Here is a 17,545-nt window from a genome sequence, read left to right as displayed (position 1 = left end):
CCCCACCGGGCTCCGCGCCACCTCAAGCCTCGCTCCCTTCTCACACACACCCAGGTGATCCCATGACGACCACGAACACGACCACCCAACTCGCCCTCGCAGGCGACCTCCTCACCCGCCTCCGCGAGACCACCACCGAGCCGCGCCCCGACGAGCAGCTCGAGGCGCTCACCCTCGCGGTCGCCGCAGACCTCCCCGTACTGCTCTGGGGCGAGCCGGGCATCGGCAAGACCGCCGCCCTGACCCAGCTCGCCACCTCCCTCGGGCTGCCGCTGACCACCGTGATCGCCAGCGTCCACGAGCCGTCCGACTTCTCCGGGCTCCCGATCGTGGGCGACGACCCGGCGGTGCAGGGCGTGCCGATGGCACCGCCGCAGTGGGCCGTCGACCTCGTACGGGCCGGAAAGGGCCTGCTCTTCCTGGACGAGCTGTCCACCGCCACCCCCGCCGTCCAGGCCGCGCTGCTGCGGGTCGTCCTGGAGCGGAAGGTGGGCGCGCTCCAACTGCCGCCGGGCGTACGGATCGTGGCCGCCGCGAATCCGCGCGCGTCGGCGGCGGACGGGTGGGAGCTGAGCCCGCCGCTGGCCAACCGGTTCGTGCACCTGTACTGGGTGCACGACCGGGACGTCGTCGTGCGCGGGCTGGGCGGCGTCTGGCCCCGGGCGGAGCTGCCCCGGCTGGCCCCGGACCGTCTGCCGGAAGCCGTGGCGTACGCCCGCCGCGCGGTGTGCGGCTTCCTGGAGGCCCGCCCGACACTGATCCACCGGCTGCCGAGCACCGAGACGCGGCGCGGCGGTGCCTGGCCGTCGCCCCGGAGCTGGGAGGCCGCCCTGACCCTGCTGGCCTTCGGTACGGCGGCCTCCGTCTCCCGGGACGTACTGGCGCTGCTCGTACGGGGCGCCGTGGGGGACGGGCCGGGGCTCGAACTCCTCGCCCACCTCGACCGGATGGAGCTGCCGGACCCGGAGGCGCTGCTCGCCGACCCGCCCTCCGCCGAGCTCCCGGAGCGGGGCGACCTGCGCCAGGCGGCCCTGGAGGCGGTGATCGCGGCGGTCGGCGCCCGGCCGGAGCGGGAGCGCTGGGAGGCCGGCTGGGCGGTCCTGGTACGGGCGCTGGAGACCGGCGCCCCCGACCTGCTGGTCGCCCCCGCCACGACGCTGGCCGCGCTGCGGCGCGACGACTGGGAGGTGCCGGCGGCCATGGACCGCCTGGCCGCCGTCGTCGGTCTCGCCCGCCGCGCCGACCGGTCGCTGGCCCGGGCCACGGCCGAGGGCACGCCCCGATGACGCCCCCGGCCCCGCGCCCCGGCCCGCCCCCGGCGAACCGCCCCGCACCGACCCCCGCACCACCCCCCGCACCCCGCCCCCTGCCGCGCCCCATGGCACCACCCTCACCACCCCACCCCGTCCGGGCCACCGTGCCGGGCCCGCCGGGCCAGCCGGGCCAGCCGGGTCGACCGGGGCTCACGGACCCGCCCGGTGGCCCGTCCGGCGGCCCGGCCGACACCCCCGTACTCCCCCTGGACCTGGAGAAGCTGATGGCCGCGCGGCTGCACGCGGCCAAGGCCCGCCCTTACCTCGCCGACGCGCTGTTCGCCCTGCACGTGGTGGAGGACCGGTCGGTGCCGACGATGGCGGTGGACGCGCACTGGCGCTGTTACGTGTCGCCCGCCTACGTGGCGCGCATGCCGGTGGAGGAGCTGGCGGGCGTCTGGGTGCACGAGGTGTCACACCTGCTGCGGGACCACCACGGCCGGGGCGAGCGGTACGCACGGGAGCACGAGGCGTACGGGCCGTTCGAGCGGCTGCGGCGGAACATCGCCGCAGACTTCGAGATCAACGACGACATCTACGGTGACGGCCTGCCCCGGCCGACCGGCGCCGTGCTGCCGTCGCTGTTGCGGCTGCCCACCGGGCTGCTGATGGAGGAGTACCTGCGTACGGCGTCGATGTCCGGGCTCTCCCCGGACCTGGCGTGGCTGGACTGCGGCGGTGGCGCGGACGGCCAGGGGCGGCCGTGGGAGCTGGGGGCCGACGGGGCGCGGGGGCTCACCCGGCAGCAGCGGGACGCGGTCCGCTTCCGGGTCGCGGAGGGGATCAGGGGCCGGCCGGGCGAGGCGCCGGAGGGGTGGCGCAGGTGGGCGGACGAGGCGTTCCACCCGCCGCAGCCGTGGCGGAGGTTGCTGGGCGCGGCGGTCCGCTCGGCGGCGGGCGCGCCGGGGGTGGGCGAGGACCACACGTACCGGCGCCCGTCCCGCCGCGCGGCCACGCTCCCCGGGGTGGTCCTGCCGAGCCTGCGCCGCAAACCGCCCCGGGTGTGCGTGGTGATCGACACCTCGGGGTCGGTGAGTGACGCCGAACTGGGCGGCGCGCTGCTGGAGGTGGCGGCGATCTCGCGAGCGGTGGGCGGGCGGCGCGATCTGGTGTCGGTGGTGTCGTGCGACGCGGCGGCCCGGGTGGCGGTCCCGCTGTGCCGTGCGGAGAGCATGGCGCTGATCGGGGGCGGGGGAACGGACCTGCGGTCCGGTTTCACCCGGGCGCTCCGCTCGCGCCCCCGCCCGGACGTGATCGTCGCGCTGACGGACGGGCAGACGCCGTGGCCCTCGGCGCAGCCGCCCTGCCGCACGGTCGTCGGGCTGTTCCCGCGCCCCGCCGGACCGGTCGACGAGGACGACCCGGACTACCGCCCGGAGGGCCCGCCGCCGTGGGCGCGGGTCGTCACGATCGGCTGAACGCCCCTGCGACGGTGTCCCGGTGTGTCGGGGCGGTAAAGATCCCTGCCTTCGTCGGTGGCCGTCCCGGCGCACACTTATGCTGCCGTGAGCACATCAAGATCACCTGCGAAAACCAACGGGGACATGAACAAGTACACAGTGATGGCCGCCGGTCTGGTCCTGTCGCTCGGGCTCGTCGCGGGCTGCGGCTCGTCCGACGGCGAGGAGCCCGCCGGCGCACCGAAGAACAACGGCTCGGCCGGTTCCGGAGGTGCGGCCGGTTCCGGCGGCGGCGCCGCGCCTCAGGGGCCGGCCTACGGCGGGCCCGCGGTGCCGGGCCTCGCCGCCAAGGCCGCGTGGAGTCTGGCCGGCGCCAACGCCAACGCCATCGACCTGGGCGACACGTTCCTCTTCGTCAAGGACGCCGAGGGCGCGTACGCCCTGGGTGAGAAGTACGGGACGGACGACCCGATCGACGGCTCGGTCGGCACCCTCCACTTCAGCAACGACCCCGAACCGGTCACCCTGGAGTTCCGGGACGTGAAGACGGGCGAGGTGCGCAAGACGCTCAAGGTGACGACCGACCGGGTGGCCGCCACCACGTGGCACGACGGGGTCCGCGCGGTGGCGGTGTTCGCCGGGGCGACCACGGAGTCCGACGGCCTGAGCGCGGAGAAGACCACCACCACGGTCACCGTCTACGGCAGCGACGGCACCGAGCTGGGCAAGGCGCAGCGCGAGGGCGACAAGTTCCACGTCGCCGAGGGCCACGTCATCGAGCAGGACGGCGACGAGAGCCTGAAGCTGACGCCCATCGACGGCGGAGCGGCCCGGAAGGTCACCTGCACCGGCCAGCTGGCGTCGTGCTCGTACGACCCGCGCAGCAACCAGATCGACGGCAGCCAGGCCCACGCCCCGCTGATCACCGGGAAGTACGCCTTCCACGTGGAGAACGCGTCCAACTACGAGAACAAGCCGGAGCAGCTCGTCATGACGGAGCTGGCCACCGGCAAGAAGGTGTGGAGCACCGCGGACGTCACCCCGCCGGCGGGCGTGGAGCTGACGGACGGCAAGCGGACCACGGGCAACCTCCGTGTCATGGAGGTCCGCGACGGCAAGATCCTCACCGCGTGGGGCGTCAGTGCCTTGTCGCCCGACACGTGGGTGACGGCGACGTACGACCTCGCGAGCGGCAAGCAGCTCGGCGGCTCCACGACGTACTCCTACGCCGACAGCCCGCACGACACCGTCGACATGGAGGGCCGTTCGGTGCTCTCCCCGGACCGCACCCTGGCCGCCGCGGAGACGAAGGACGGCACGGCCGTGTGGCAGCCCGCCGACGGCAAGGAGGTCTGGAAGCAGAAGGAGGAGGAGAACGCGATGCAGCCGCTGCGGTTCTCCCCGGGCGGGGTGCTGTACGGCGTCACGAAGGAGGACCAGTTCAGCGAGACGGTGTACCTCGCCGTCGACGGCAGGACGAAGAAGGTGCTCGCCAAGAGCCTGCCGGAGGAGTACGTCCCGCTGTTCTCGCGGTCTGGGTACGGCTACATGAGCACGGAGAAGGGCTTCTTCGTGTTCCCGCCCGCCGGCTGACCGGTACGGCCGGGCCCGCCGCCCCGGCCGGGGCGGCGGGCGACAGGGCCGGCCGCCGTCAGCCGGCCGTCACTGGACCGTCAGGGGGACGCCGGGCGCCAGTGCGGCGGCGATGTGCTCGGCGACCACTTCCGCCGTGTTGCCGTCGGGCGTCGTCGCGGTCTGCGTGGCGGTGACGGCGATGGCGAGCCGCTGGGACGGCAGGTACGCCTTGATCGCCGCGTAGCCGGAGAACGACGGGTTCTGGACCACCCAGCCGTTCACCACGAGGACCCCGAGCCCGAAGTGGTGGTCCTTGGTCTGCTTCAGACAGACGGTGGCCGGGCAGGTCTTCGTCGCGCGGCCGAGGCCGACCGTGCCCGGGTCGAGCAGGGTGCGGTAGGCGTGGCGCGACAGGAGTTCGCCGCTGCCGATGCCCTCGGCCGACCGCGCCAGGTCGCAGATGTGGCTGGTGATGACGGCGCCGGGCGCGGTGGTCCAGGAGGGGTTCCAGAAGGTGGACTCCTCGTACAGTCCGCGATCGGACGTGAAGGCGTGCAGGACCGGGCCCGGGATGTCGGGGGTGAAGCTGTTGCGGGTGTCGTGCAGCCCCAGCGGCCCGGTGACGCGTTGCCGCACCAGTTCGTCCACCCGGGTGCCGGTGATCTTCTCCAGCGCGGCGACGAGGAGGACGAAGTTGGCGTGCGAGTAGCTCCAGTTGGTGCCGGGCTTGTACCAGAGCGGGTGGCTGAGGGAGTAGCCGACCAGCTCCTTCGGTGTCCACTGGCGGAAGGGGTGCGCCTCCAGTACGGCCCCGAACTTCGGGTCGGTGACGTAGTCGTGCAGGCCGCTGGTGGCGCTGCCCAGCATCCGCAGGGTGATCTTGTCTGCGTGCGGCAGGCTCGGGAGCCAGCGGTCCACGGTGTCGTCGAGACCGACCCTGCCCTCCTCGACCAGTTGGAGGAGGACCGTGCCGAGGTAGGAGAACACCACCGAGCCGGCCCGGAAGTGCATGTCCGGCGTGGCCGGGACGTTCGTCATGGACTCGCCGAGCGCGTCGGTGACGATCTCGCGCCCGTCGTCGACGACCCGTACGTTCACGGCTTTGAGCCGGAGTTCGCCCTTGGCCTTGCGCACGATGTCCATGACCCGGGCGGCGTCGCCGCGGAGGGGGCCCTCGGTCCTCACGCACTCGGGGCCGCCGCGCCCGTCGGGCTTCGCGGCCGACGCGGGCGGGGCGGCCGTGGCCTGGAGCGCGGCGGCGAGGAGGGCGGCGGACAGGAGGGCACCGCAGGCGCGGACGGTGGTGCGCGTACGGGAGGAGGTGCGTGTCATGCCCGCACTATGGGGGGACGAATGTCGCGATGGCTGACAAAACGCCTGTACGCTCCGGCAACCCGCCCGTGTGGGGCAAGCTCTTCGCCCGGGGAGAACCTCGGCGCTCCCAGGCCCTCCCCGAGGCCCCCCGCGCCGCTACGACCCGACCGTCAGTGTGAAGCGGCGCGGGTTGCCGTCGTGGGCGGCGCCCGAGACGTCGGGCCGGCCGTCCGGGCGGACGTCGTCGTACGGGAAGGCGTACCCGATGGGGGTGTTGGCGTGCACCACGCGCGCGTAGTGGTTGGTGGACGGGTCGCGGTAGTAGTCCGAGGGGGCCGGGCCGTTCGGCTGGTCGGCGTGGGTGAGCAGCGTCGTCCGGTTGAAACCGGCGGCGAGCCGGGCGAGCAGCGCCTTGCGGTCGTCGGAGTCGCCGGGGTTGTTGGCGAAGGGCCCGTGGTTGCAGGTGAAGACGTCCTTCGAGGTGGGGCGGTTGAAGGTGTGTCCGCCGCTGAAGGTGAGCACGTCGCCGTTCACCCGGCCGGCCCGCACGCCGCGCCCGCCCTGAAGGTCGATGCGCAGGTCGGTGGTGCGGTATTTCTGCCAGACGCGGTCGATGTAGCCGGTGAAGGCGTCGCGGAACGGCATCTGGTCGGGGCGGTCGAAGTACGGCGCCATGAGGTTCTGCGGTGAGATGACCCGCAGGACCGAGCCGTTGCCGGACCGGACCACCAGCTTGTCCCAGGGCCGGCCGTCGCGCGACGCCTGGGCGGTGAGCCCGTCCGCGATCCGCTGGAGGGCGCCGGACGGCAGCGGGGCCACCGTGTGGGTGGCGTCGCCGGTGAGGGTGAGGCCGATGGGCAGGGCGGTCACCAGGTCGACGTAGCTGATGTTGGCGTACAGCTGCTGCGGGTTGAACGTGAACTCGGCGAACGACCAAACGCGGCCGTGGTTGGGGTCGGACGGGGTGGCGAAGGCCGGCTCGACGAGGGCGGGGCCGGGGTTGAGGAAGAAGTCGAGCCTGTTGTCGCGTACGAAGTAGACGCGGGCGCCGTACATCTGGGGGAGCGTCAGTACGACGGGGCCGGCACCCGCCGGGCGCAGCGGTATCGCGCAGTCGACGGGCAGTGGGGTCATCGGGGCGGCGGGGGACTCGGGGCGGTAGACGCCGCCGCCCGGGCGCAGCAGCACCCAGCGGCCGGTGCCCTGCTCGTGGCCGGTCACGTAGGCGCGGACGGTGCCGGGCAAGGACCGGTTCTCCAGGGCCAGTTCGCAGGTCGCGGGCGCGGCGGAGGCCGTGGCGCCGGCGCGCAGTCCGAGGGCGGTGGCCGCGGCGGCGGCGGCCGTGCCGGTGAGGAGGGCGCGGCGGGGGATGCGTGAGGACATGGGGGCACTCCCGGGGTGGGTGGGGGGTGGGTGCCGCTCACTCTGGCGCCGCTCACCATGGGCGTCAAGAGATGCGACTGAGAGCGCTCTCAGATTTCTTGTTCCTTCACAACTTGACGGCTCTTGACGCCAGTTGGACTAACGAAGGGCGTGGTTGGACTGGCGTCGCCGCGCCGGGTCCGTTCCGTTGACGGTGCTGTGAGGCGACCGCTACGCCAGTGGCCATGTCGCCACGATCCCGCTCGCGCCGCGCGGCGGCCGCCCTCGCCGCAGCCTCCTCCGCCGTGTTCGCCCTGGCGGTGCCGGCCACCGCCGATCCACCGCCCCCGGCCCCCGGCCAGGACCTGCTCATCGGCTCGCCGCAGCTGTCCGTCACCGTCGCCCGGGACTTCCCGCGGGTCGTCTCGTACACCGACCGCGCGAGCGGGGCGCGGCTCCTCGGCAGTACGAGTCCGGTCACCGCCGTCACGCTCAACGGCACGGCGTACCCGGTCCGGCTCACCGCCGGTCCCGTCGTCACCGCCACGAGCGCCCGCTACACGCTCGGCTTCCCCGGCCTGCCGGGTGTCACGATCGACGCGTCGCTCACCGTCTCCGGCCGGGCCACCACGTTCAGGGTGACGGGCGTCCGGGACACCGCCGGCTTCCGGGTCGGCACCATCGACGTACCCGGGCACGACCTGGTGTCGGTCGGCTCCACCGAGCCCGGCGCCGCCACCGCCTTCACCCGGCTGGACCCCGACTCGACGCGTACCGCCGACGTCTTCGGCACCGTGACACCGGACACGCCCACCGACCCGGCGGCGGTCGGGGCGAGCTACGCGATCGTCAACACCGCCGCCCTGGCCGCGGCCGTCGAGTCGAACTCCAGCTACGACACGCCGGCCGGGCCCACGAACGGCGACGACGCCCGCTTCTGGCACCAGGCCCGCAGGGCGGCGGACGGCAGCGTCCGCGTCGGCGTCCGGTCCGGGCAGTGGACCCACCGGGGCGCGGGCGCGCCCGCGCCGGAGCGGGGCGGCGACCTGCCGTGGGCCAAGGTCGTGGTCACCCCGGACGTCAACGGTGACCGGCGGGTCGACTGGCAGGACGGCGCGGTGGCCTTCCGGACGATCGGCGTCCGGGCGCCCGGCGGCGCGCGCACGCCGGACCGGGTCGTCACGCACATCCCGTTCAACTTCGCCAGCCAGGCCACCCACCCCTTCGCCCGCACACTCGACGACGTCAAGCGGATCTCCCTGTCCACCGACGGGCTCGGCCAGCTCGCGGTGCTGAAGGGCTACGGCTCCGAGGGCCACGACTCCGCCCACCCCGACTACGGCGGCAACTACAACAAGCGCGCCGGAGGCCTCGAAGACCTCAACCACCTCCTCCGCAACGGCAAGAAGTGGGGCGCCACCTTCGGGGTGCACGTCAACGCCACCGAGTCGTACCCGGAGGCGCGTGCCTTCAGCGAGACCCTCGTCGACAAGAACAAACCCGGCTGGAACTGGCTCAACCAGAGCTATTACATCGACCAGCGCCGGGACATCAACAGCGGGGACCTGCCCCGCCGTCTCCAGCGGCTGCGGAACGAGACCGACCCCAATCTCGGCTTCCTTTACATCGACGTCTATTACACGCACGGCTGGATCGCGGACAAGACCCTCCAGGCCGTGCGGGCGCAGGGCTGGAACGTCGCCACCGAGTGGTCCGACACGTTCGAGCGGGCGTCCCTGTGGTCGCACTGGGCCAACGACCTGGACTACGGCGGGGCGACGAACAAGGGCCTCAACTCGCGGATCATCCGGTTCATCCGCAACGGCGAGAAGGACGTCTGGAACGACGACCCGGTCCTCGGCCGGACCGCCCTGGAGGAGTTCGAGGGCTGGACCGGCGAGACCGACTACCCGGCCTTCCTCGCCAACGTCTGGCGGAACAACCTGCCCGCCAAGTACCTCCAGCGGCAGAAGATCATGCGCTGGAACGGGAACCACATCACCTTCACCGGCGGGGTGCGCGGCACCGTCGAGGACGGCAGGCGGACCTTCTACGACCACGGCCGCAAGGTCCTGGACGGGGACCGGTACCTGCTGCCCTGGGACGGCGGGAAGAAGCTGTACCACTACAACAGGGCCGGTGGGACGAGCACGTGGCGGGTGCCGCCGGGCACGTACACGGTCCACCGGCTGACGGACAACGGGCGGGTCGCCGCCGGGACCGTACGGGCCGGGAAGGACGGCCGGATCACGCTGACCGCCACCGCCGGCCAGGCCTACGTCCTGTACCCGCGCCGGGCGCCCGCGCAGCCACCCGTACGGTGGGGCGAGGGCACCCCGGTCGGTGACCCGGGCTTCAACGACGCGCGGCTCGGCGCCTGGACCACCACCGGGGCGGTCGCGCGCCACACCGACGAGCGGGGCCGCAACAGCGCGGCGCTCACCGGCCGGGGCCGCGCCGGGATCGCCCAGCGGATCACGGGGCTCACCGAGGGGAAGCGGTACAGCGCGTCCGCCTGGATCGAGGTCGAGCCGGGCGAGTCACGGCGTACGACCCTGACGGCCGGAGCCGCGTCCGTGACCGTCGAACGCTCCACGGTCCCGAACCGGATCGCGGCGTCCGACTGGCACGGCACCGCGATGCAGCGCGCCAAGGTCCACTTCACGGCGCCGGACAGCGGTACGGCGACCCTGTCGGTCACGGCGGAGGGCGGCAGCGGCGCCCGGGTGCGGGTGGACGACGTCCGGGTGGTGGAGAACGCGCCGGCCGTGCGGAAAGGAAGTCCGTACGAGGACTTCGAGGCCGTCGACCAGGGCTGGGGGCCGTTCCTGAAGGGCGACGCGGGCGGCACCAACGACCCGCGCACCCATGTGAGTCAGGTGCACGCCCCGTACACGCAGGCGGGCTGGAACGGCAAGCTCGTCGACGACGTCCTGGACGGCCGCGAGTCCCTGAAGTCCCACGACGAGAACGCGGGCCTCGTCTACCGCACGGCACCCTGGACGGTGCCGATGGAGGACGGGCACCGCTACCGGGTGGAGTACGACCACCAGTCGAGCCACGCGGGCGCGTACGAGTGGGTCACCGGGTACGACCGGCTCACCGAGGGGGCCGCCCGCCCGACCGAGACCCGCCGCACCCCGATCGGCGAGCAGCGGACCACCGGCCGCTTCGCCGAGACCGTGACGGCGGGCTGCGGCGACACCTGGACCGGGCTGCGCAAGCGCGAGGGCGCCCCGGACGGCGCCGACTTCGTCCTCGACCGGTTCACCGTCACCGACCTCGGCCCGGTCGCCGACTCCGAGCGCCCCGCGTGCGGCACGCTCGCCCTCGCGGCCGGCGCCGCCCTGGAGCCGGGGCGCGCGAACGAGGTCACGGCGACCTTCACCAACGACGAGACGACCGCCGTGAGCCCGTCCGTCACGCTCACCCTCCCGGAGGGCTGGACCGCCGAACCGGCCGGCCCGGTCACGCCCGGCGCGGTCCGCCCGGGCGGCCGAGGGACCGCGACCTGGCGGGTGACCCCGCCGTCGGACGCCCCGTACCGGACGTACCGGCTCGACGTGGCCGCCGCGTACACGGCCGGGGGCGCGGCGCGGACCGTCACCGCCACCGCCCCGGTGCGCACCCTGCCGCCCCCGCCGGTCACCGACGCCTGGGCGAGCGACCTGGACTGGGCGTCCGCCCGCAGCGGCTGGGGCCCGGTCGAGCGGGACCTGTCCAACGGCGGGACGGCGGCGGGCGACGGCACCCCGCTGCGGATCGGCGGGGTGGCGTACGCCAAGGGTCTCGGCACCCACGCCCCGGCGACCGTGCGCTACTACCTGGGCGGCCGGTGCACGGCGTTCACCGCCGAGGTCGGGGTGGACGACGCCCAGACAACGCGCGGGAGCGTGCGGTTCACGGTCACGGCGGACGGGACCGAGAGGGCCGCCTCCCCGGTCCTGCGGGCGAGCGACGCCGCCTGGTCCCTGAGCGCGGACGTCTCGGGCGCCGCGTACGTGGGCCTGGCCGTCGGTGACGGCGGCGACGGCAACGGCAACGACCACGCCGACTGGGGCAACGCCCGCTTCCACTGCGGATGACCACCAACGCACCGGGCCGGCCCGTGCCCACCGCCCACCCGCACACGGCCGACGAACCGGGGTGGGGCCGTGCAGGGTCGCCCCCGCAGGGGTTGGCGGCGCAGGCCGGGCTCCCTTGCCACGTACCCGGGGCCGCCGACCCCGAGGAGGCGAGCCCGGAGGGGCACCGCCCCCCCACCGGCGGGCGCCGTCACCCCACCGGCAACAGACACCGCCCGACACCGCAACCACCGCCCACACCACTGCCATGCTGCCGTTGACGCCACACCCCCCGGGAGGCTCTCCGTGCCACCGACACCACCCCACTGGTCCCGCCGCACCTTCCTCACCGCCACGGCCACCGCCGCCGCCGCAACATCAACCACAGCGATGGGACTCGCCGTGCCCGCCCAAGCCCACCCCCCGACCCACCCCCCAATCCACCCTCCAACCCAGACCCCCGCCGACGACTTCGAGACGCTGCGGCTGCGCTGGCTCGGCCTCCAGCTCGGCACCGGCTACGACCCGGCCGCCGAACCGTACGCCTCCCGCCTCGCCGAGACGGGGGACCTCGCCGCCCGGTACCGCGCCTCCATGGCACCCACCGCCACCTCGCTGTGGCCCGGGTACGCCTTCGACCCGCCCTCCGGGATCACCCAGAGCTACCACCGCCTGTGGACCATGACCCAGGCCTACGCTCAGCCGGGCACCGGTCACACCGGTGACCCGGGGCTCCTCCGCGACGTCCTCACCGGCCTCGACCATCTCTCCGCGCGCGTCTACAACCCCACCACCACCCGCTACGGCAACTGGTGGGAGTGGCAGATCGGCAGCCCCCGCCTCCTGATGGACATCGTCGCCGCCCTGTACGACGCCGCCGGCCCCGCCCGGGCCGAGGCGGCCTGCGCCGCCGTCGACCACTTCGTCCCCGACGCCATGCTGGGCGACTACAGCGGCACGTCCACCGGCGCCAACCGGGTGGACCTGTGCCGGTCGGTGGCCCTGCGCGGCGTCCTCGGCCGCAGCCCCGCGAAACTCGCGCTGGCCCGGGACGCGCTCTCCCCGGTCTTCCCCTACGTCACCAAGGGCGACGGGCTCTACGCCGACGGGTCGTTCGTCCAGCACACCTGGGTCCCCTACTCCGGTACGTACGGCCAGGTGATGCTCGACGGGCTGGGGCGGCTGTTCGCGCTGCTCGCCGACTCGCCGTGGGCCGTCACCGACCCCAACCGGCAGGTCGTCCTCGACAGTGTCGAACGGGCCTACGCGCCCCTCCTGTACAACGGCCTGATGATGGACGGCGTCAGCGGACGTGCCATCAGCCGGGGCATCCTGCGCAACGACCCGCGCGGCACCCTGCGCGGCGACCACTTCCACGGCCAGGGCATCATCGCGGCCATCGCCCTCCTCGCCGGCTGCGCCTCCGCGGCCGAGCGCGACCGGTGGCACGCGCGCGTGAAGGGCTGGATCGAACGGGAGACGGTCAGCCCCGTCCTGACCGCCCCCCAGTTCGGGGTAGCCGACCTCGCCCGGCTCCACGCCGTCGCCGCCTCACCCGTGCCCGCCGCGCCCGAACCGGTCGGCCACACCCTGTTCGCCGCCATGGACCGGGCCGTGCACCGCCGCCCGGGATGGGCGGCCGGCATCTCCATGGCGTCGGAGCGGATCGCGTACTACGAGTGCGGCAACGGCGAGAACCCGCGCGGCTGGCACACCGGCGCCGGAATGCTCTACTGGTGGGGCCCCGGCGCCGCCCCCGGATCCGCCCCCGCCCTCGGCGCCGACGCCCAGTACACCGACTGGTTCTGGCCCACCGTCGATTTTTACCGGCTGCCCGGTACGACGGTCTCCACCAAGCGGCTGCCCGACCGCGCGGGCGGCGAGTGGGGCGTACCGAAGCCGGCGGTCCAGTGGGTCGGCGGGGTCACGGACGGCGAGTTCGCCGCCGTCGGGCAGCACCTGAAGGGCCTCGGCTCCACCCTGGAGGCCCGCAAGTCCTGGTTCTGCGCCGCCGACACGATCATCTGTCTCGGTGCGGGGATCTCCTGCGCCGACGGCGTCCCCGTCGAGACGGTCGTCGACAACCGGAACCTGGGGGAGGCGGGCGACGCACGGTTCACCACCGGGCCCGGCTCGCGCTGGGCCCACCTGGAGGGGCACGGCGGCTGGGTCTTCCCCGGCGGGGCGGCGGGGCTCCGCACCCTGCGCGAGGACCGCACCGGGGCCTGGCGCGACATCAACACCACGTCCACCACCGAGCGCCGCACCCGCCGCTACCAGACCCTCTGGCTCGACCACGGCACCGATCCGGCGGACGCCTCGTACGCCTATCTCCTGATGCCGGGCGCGGCCCGCCGGACGGTGGCGGCACGCGCGTACGACCCGCACTGGCTGGAGGTCCTCGACAACACCGCCGCCGCCCAGGCCGTCACCGTCCCCTCGCTGGGCCTGACCGCCGCGAACCTCTGGCGGCCCGGTACGGTGGGGCCGCTGACCGCGAGCGCCCCGGCGAGCGTCCTCGTCCGCCGGCGCGGGCGCACCGTCACGGTCCGTGCGAGCGAGCCGCCCCGCACCGGACGCCCCCTGGAGATCACCTGGCACCACCGGGTGCGCCGTGTCGTGGCCCACGACCCCTCGGTCGAGGTCCTCGCGACGGGCCGCCTCCTGCGGCTGCGGATCGCTCCCGGGACGGCGGGCGCGGGCCACGGCTGCACGGTGATCACGTGACCCGGCCGCACGGGGCCACCTGCCCACCATCCGGCCCAGCCGCACGGTGACCATCTGAGCCTATTGTGGGATCTCCACAACCGCCGGGGGTCCCACGCTGGCACTAGGGCTGCACCGCGGCGCGGTTCTGTCCAGGGCTCACAGCAGATGGGTCGGGAGACTGTGCAGAGTCGACTGCGGATTTTCTTGGTCGACTTCGTAGGGTCGATGCATGACCGTTGTGGACGAAACCCAGGGCGAGCCGACCGATGCCCGTGGGCGTGTGGCCGAGCTGCACGCCCTGCGCGAGGAGGCCCTGCGCGGCCCGAGTGACCGGGCGACCGAGGCGCAGCACGCCAAGGGCAAGCTGACCGCCCGTGAGCGCATCGAGCTGCTGCTGGACCCGGGCTCGTTCCAGGAGGTCGAGCAGTTGCGCCGGCACCGGGCGACCGGCTTCGGCCTGGAGAACAAGCGGCCCTACACCGACGGTGTGATCACCGGTTGGGGCACGGTCGAGGGCCGGACGGTCTTCGTCTACGCGCACGACTTCCGGATCTTCGGCGGCGCGCTGGGCGAGGCCCACGCCACCAAGATCCACAAGATCATGGACATGGCCATCGCGGCCGGTGCGCCGCTGGTCTCCCTCAACGACGGCGCCGGCGCCCGTATCCAGGAGGGCGTCTCCGCTCTCGCCGGCTACGGCGGCATCTTCCAGCGCAACACCCGCGCATCGGGCGTCATCCCGCAGATCAGCGTGATGCTCGGCCCGTGCGCGGGCGGCGCGGCCTACAGCCCGGCCCTGACGGACTTCGTCTTCATGGTCCGCGACACCTCGCAGATGTTCATCACCGGCCCGGACGTCGTCAAGGCGGTCACCGGCGAGGAGATCACCCAGAACGGCCTCGGCGGCGCGGACGTGCACGCCGAGACGTCCGGCGTGGCGCACTTCGCGTACGACGACGAGGAGACCTGCATCGCGGAGGTCCGCTACCTCCTGTCGATGCTCCCCTCCAACAACCGCGAGAACCCGCCCGCGCACCCCAGCGACGACCCGGCCGACCGTCGCTCGGACGTCCTGCTGGACCTGGTCCCCGCGGACGGCAACCGCCCCTACGACATGGCCAAGGTCATCGAGGAGCTCGTCGACGACGGCGACTTCCTGGAGATCCACGAGCGCTGGGCCCGCAACATCATCTGCGCCCTGGCCCGCCTGGACGGTCAGGTCGTCGGCATCGTCGCCAACCAGCCGCAGTCGCTGGCGGGCGTCCTGGACATCGAGGCGAGCGAGAAGGCCGCCCGCTTCGTCCAGATGTGCGACGCGTTCAACATCCCGATCGTCACACTGCTGGACGTGCCGGGTTTCCTGCCGGGCGTCGACCAGGAGCACGGCGGGATCATCCGGCACGGCGCGAAGCTGCTGTACGCGTACTGCAACGCCACCGTGCCGCGCATCAGCCTCATCCTGCGCAAGGCGTACGGCGGTGCCTACATCGTCATGGACTCGCAGTCCATCGGCGCGGACCTCACCTACGCCTGGCCGACGAACGAGATCGCGGTGATGGGCGCCGAGGGCGCGGCCAACGTCATCTTCCGCCGCCAGATCGCCGACGCCGAGGACCCCGAGGCCATGCGCGCCCGCATGGTCAAGGAGTACAAGGCCGAGCTGATGCACCCGTACTACGCCGCGGAGCGCGGTCTGGTCGACGATGTCATCGACCCGTCCGAGACCCGTTCCGTGCTGATCGCCTCGCTGGCGATGCTCCGCACGAAGCACGCCGACCTGCCGTCCCGCAAGCACGGCAACCCGCCCCAGTAACAGGAGCCTCACGTGACCGACACCAACCTGCTCCGCGTGGAAAAGGGCAACGCCGACCCCGAGGAGCTCGCGGCCCTCACCGCGATCCTGCTCGCCCGCGCCTCCGCCGGCCCGGCGGCCGGCCCGGCCCGCCGCGTCCGCTCCACCGCCGGCTGGCGCCGCCTGGAGCGCCAGTCCGGCTTCCGCGCCCCGCATTCCTGGCAGGGCTGAGCCCACCGCGGCCCCCGCACCCCGAAGGGCCCCGTACCGCTTCCGGTACGGGGCCCTTCGCCGTACCGTCCCCGTCAGACGCGCAGAAGCCCGCACACCATCGGGTGTGCGGGCTTCTGCGTCGGCGGAACCTACCGCAGGCGGGCCATCAGCGCGTGCTCCACGAGCGTGATCAGCGCGCTCTTGGCGTCCGCGCGGTGGCGGGCGTCGGTGGTGATGATCGGGGTGTCGGGGCCGATCTGAAGGGCCTCGCGGACCTCGTCGGGCGTGTACGGCTGGTGGCCGTCGAAGCCGTTCAGCGCGATCACGAAGGGCAGGCCGCTGTTCTCGAAGTAGTCGACCGCCGGGAAGCAGTCGGCGAGACGGCGGGTGTCCACCAGCACGACGGCGCCGATCGCGCCGCGGACCAGGTCGTCCCACATGAACCAGAAGCGGTCCTGACCGGGCGTACCGAAGAGGTACAGGATCAGGTCCTGGTCCAGGGTGATACGGCCGAAGTCCATGGCGACCGTGGTGGTCGTCTTGTCGCCGGTGTGGGTCAGGTCGTCGATGCCCGCCGACGCAGACGTCATGACGGCCTCGGTACGCAGCGGGTTGATCTCCGAGACGGCGCCGACGAACGTGGTCTTGCCCACGCCGAATCCGCCCGCCACCACGATCTTCGCGCTGGTGGTTGAGCGGGCTGCACCGCCGCTAGAGCTTGCGAAGTCCACTGAGCACCCTTTCGAGCAGTGTCACGTCTGGCTGGCCGCCGGCGGACTCGTCGCCGCCGGGCTGGTGGATGGCGACAAGTCCGGCCTCCGCCAGGTCGGCGACGAGGATCCGGGCAACGCCGAGGGGGATGGAGAGGAGTGCCGAGATCTCGGCGACCGACTTGATCTCGAAGCACAGCCGGCAGATCCGCTGGTGCTCGGGCAACTGCCCTTGCAGCCGGGACGGATCGGCCGTGGTGGACACCAGCGCCTCGATGGCGAGCTGGTACCGGGGCCTCGTCCGGCCGCCGGTCATGGCGTACGGACGGACCAGCGGATTGTGGTTGCCCGACGTGGGCGCGGACTCCGGGCGCCGTCGCTGCTGCTGCACCGGCTGGGTGCGCGGCGCCTGCGGCTGGACGTAACCGGGGTTCGGCTGCGGCTGCTGGTACGGCTGCTGCGAGCCGCCCTGACCGCTCGGTGCCGAGGGGAAGTTGAAGCGGTTCTGGGCGTTCTCACCCTGCGACTGGTGCGCACCGTCGTATGGGTGGTGTCCGCCTGGGGGTGTTGCCACTTTTCCTCCTCGACTGCCGTTCACCGGTTCCATGTCCCTGTGGAGCCGCGCCACCGCACCCTATGGTGCGGTGGCGAGAAACGCACGGTCTGTTTGCTAGTTGAGAAGACTTCCCTGGAGCTCGGCGCGCAGGTCCGGGGTGAGGACACTGCCCGCCCGGTCCACCAGGAGGGCCATCTCGTAGCCGACCAGACCGATGTCGGCGTCCGGGTGGGCGAGGACGGCCAGCGAGGATCCGTCCGAGATCGACATGATGAAGAGGAAGCCGCGCTCCATCTCCACCACGGTCTGGTTGACCGCGCCGCCCTCGAAGATCCGCGACGCCCCCGCGGTCAGCGACGTCAGTCCCGACGCCACCGCCGCGAGCTGGTCGGCACGGTCACGGGGGAAACCCTCGGACATCGCCAGCAGGAGTCCGTCGGCGGAGACCACCACCGTGTGGGACACCCCGGGGGTGTTGTCCACGAAGTTGGTGATCAACCAGTTCAGATTCTGCGCCGCCTGGCTCATCGGGCTCAC

At 73.2% G+C, this 17,545-nt stretch carries 12 protein-coding genes; 7 read left to right on the top strand and 5 right to left on the bottom strand.

The window, feature by feature from the left end; all coding sequences use genetic code 11:
- The first annotated feature begins 62 nt into the window (after positions 1-62).
- The 3 genes from EIZ62_RS08670 to EIZ62_RS08660 all read left to right on the top strand — a co-directional run bounded on the left by EIZ62_RS08670 (position 63) and on the right by EIZ62_RS08660 (position 4,306).
- Positions 63-1,286: an AAA family ATPase gene (locus tag EIZ62_RS08670; RefSeq protein ID WP_156692121.1), complete on the top strand. Its 1,224-nt coding sequence runs from the start codon at positions 63-65 to the stop codon at positions 1,284-1,286.
- 239 nt (positions 1,287-1,525) lie between these two features.
- Positions 1,526-2,731 (top strand): vWA domain-containing protein, encoded by a 1,206-nt coding sequence (locus EIZ62_RS08665; RefSeq protein WP_156696290.1) that lies wholly within the window; start codon positions 1,526-1,528, stop codon positions 2,729-2,731.
- Between the two features lie 126 nt (positions 2,732-2,857).
- The gene (locus tag EIZ62_RS08660) at positions 2,858-4,306 is read left to right on the top strand and encodes a PQQ-binding-like beta-propeller repeat protein (protein WP_156692120.1); all 1,449 of its coding nucleotides are present in this window, start codon (positions 2,858-2,860) and stop codon (positions 4,304-4,306) included.
- Between the two features lie 69 nt (positions 4,307-4,375).
- Here EIZ62_RS08660 and EIZ62_RS08655 read toward each other — a convergent pair whose 3' ends face one another.
- The gene (locus tag EIZ62_RS08655) at positions 4,376-5,620 is read right to left on the bottom strand and encodes a serine hydrolase domain-containing protein (protein ID WP_156692119.1); all 1,245 of its coding nucleotides are present in this window, start codon (positions 5,618-5,620) and stop codon (positions 4,376-4,378) included.
- Positions 5,621-5,758: 138 nt separating this feature from the next.
- Positions 5,759-6,985, bottom strand: coding sequence for a glycoside hydrolase family 64 protein (locus EIZ62_RS08650; RefSeq protein WP_156692118.1), 1,227 nt, complete (start codon positions 6,983-6,985; stop codon positions 5,759-5,761).
- A 224-nt stretch (positions 6,986-7,209) separates the two neighbouring features.
- On the opposite strand from EIZ62_RS08650, the gene EIZ62_RS08645 reads away from it, so the two are divergent.
- The 4 genes from EIZ62_RS08645 (at position 7,210) to EIZ62_RS08630 (ending at position 15,760) form a co-directional block, all read left to right on the top strand.
- Entirely contained in the window at positions 7,210-11,049 is a 3,840-nt protein-coding gene (locus EIZ62_RS08645) for an endo-alpha-N-acetylgalactosaminidase family protein (RefSeq protein WP_156692117.1), read from the top strand.
- 369 nt (positions 11,050-11,418) lie between these two features.
- Entirely contained in the window at positions 11,419-13,755 is a 2,337-nt protein-coding gene (locus tag EIZ62_RS08640; protein ID WP_156696289.1) for a polysaccharide lyase 8 family protein, read from the top strand.
- 211 nt (positions 13,756-13,966) lie between these two features.
- Positions 13,967-15,550, top strand: a complete 1,584-nt coding sequence (locus EIZ62_RS08635; protein ID WP_156692116.1) for an acyl-CoA carboxylase subunit beta — start codon at positions 13,967-13,969, stop codon at positions 15,548-15,550.
- 12 nt (positions 15,551-15,562) lie between these two features.
- Positions 15,563-15,760 carry an acyl-CoA carboxylase epsilon subunit gene (locus tag EIZ62_RS08630; RefSeq protein WP_156692115.1) on the top strand — a complete coding sequence of 66 codons (198 nt, stop codon included), beginning with the start codon at positions 15,563-15,565 and terminating at the stop codon, positions 15,758-15,760.
- A gap of 131 nt (positions 15,761-15,891) precedes the next feature.
- Here the strand turns inward: EIZ62_RS08630 and EIZ62_RS08625 are convergent, their stop codons facing one another.
- From EIZ62_RS08625 to EIZ62_RS08615, 3 genes are all read right to left on the bottom strand, one after another.
- Positions 15,892-16,473 (bottom strand): GTP-binding protein, encoded by a 582-nt coding sequence (locus EIZ62_RS08625; RefSeq protein ID WP_069978110.1) that lies wholly within the window; start codon positions 16,471-16,473, stop codon positions 15,892-15,894.
- Positions 16,454-17,026: a DUF742 domain-containing protein gene (locus tag EIZ62_RS08620; protein ID WP_208827828.1), complete on the bottom strand. Its 573-nt coding sequence runs from the start codon at positions 17,024-17,026 to the stop codon at positions 16,454-16,456. Before EIZ62_RS08620 ends, EIZ62_RS08625 begins: the two co-directional genes overlap by 20 nt.
- Positions 17,027-17,122: 96 nt before the next feature.
- On the bottom strand, positions 17,123-17,536 hold the full coding sequence (locus EIZ62_RS08615) for a roadblock/LC7 domain-containing protein (RefSeq protein ID WP_006127847.1): 414 nt from the start codon (positions 17,534-17,536) through the stop codon (positions 17,123-17,125).
- Between the last annotated feature and the right edge of the window lie 9 nt (positions 17,537-17,545).

Source organism: Streptomyces ficellus (assembly GCF_009739905.1).
Taxonomy (GTDB): Bacteria; Actinomycetota; Actinomycetes; order Streptomycetales; family Streptomycetaceae; genus Streptomyces; species Streptomyces ficellus_A.
The sequence above is the reverse complement of the archived record's forward strand: the minus strand, read 5'-3'. Positions and strand labels throughout refer to the sequence as shown.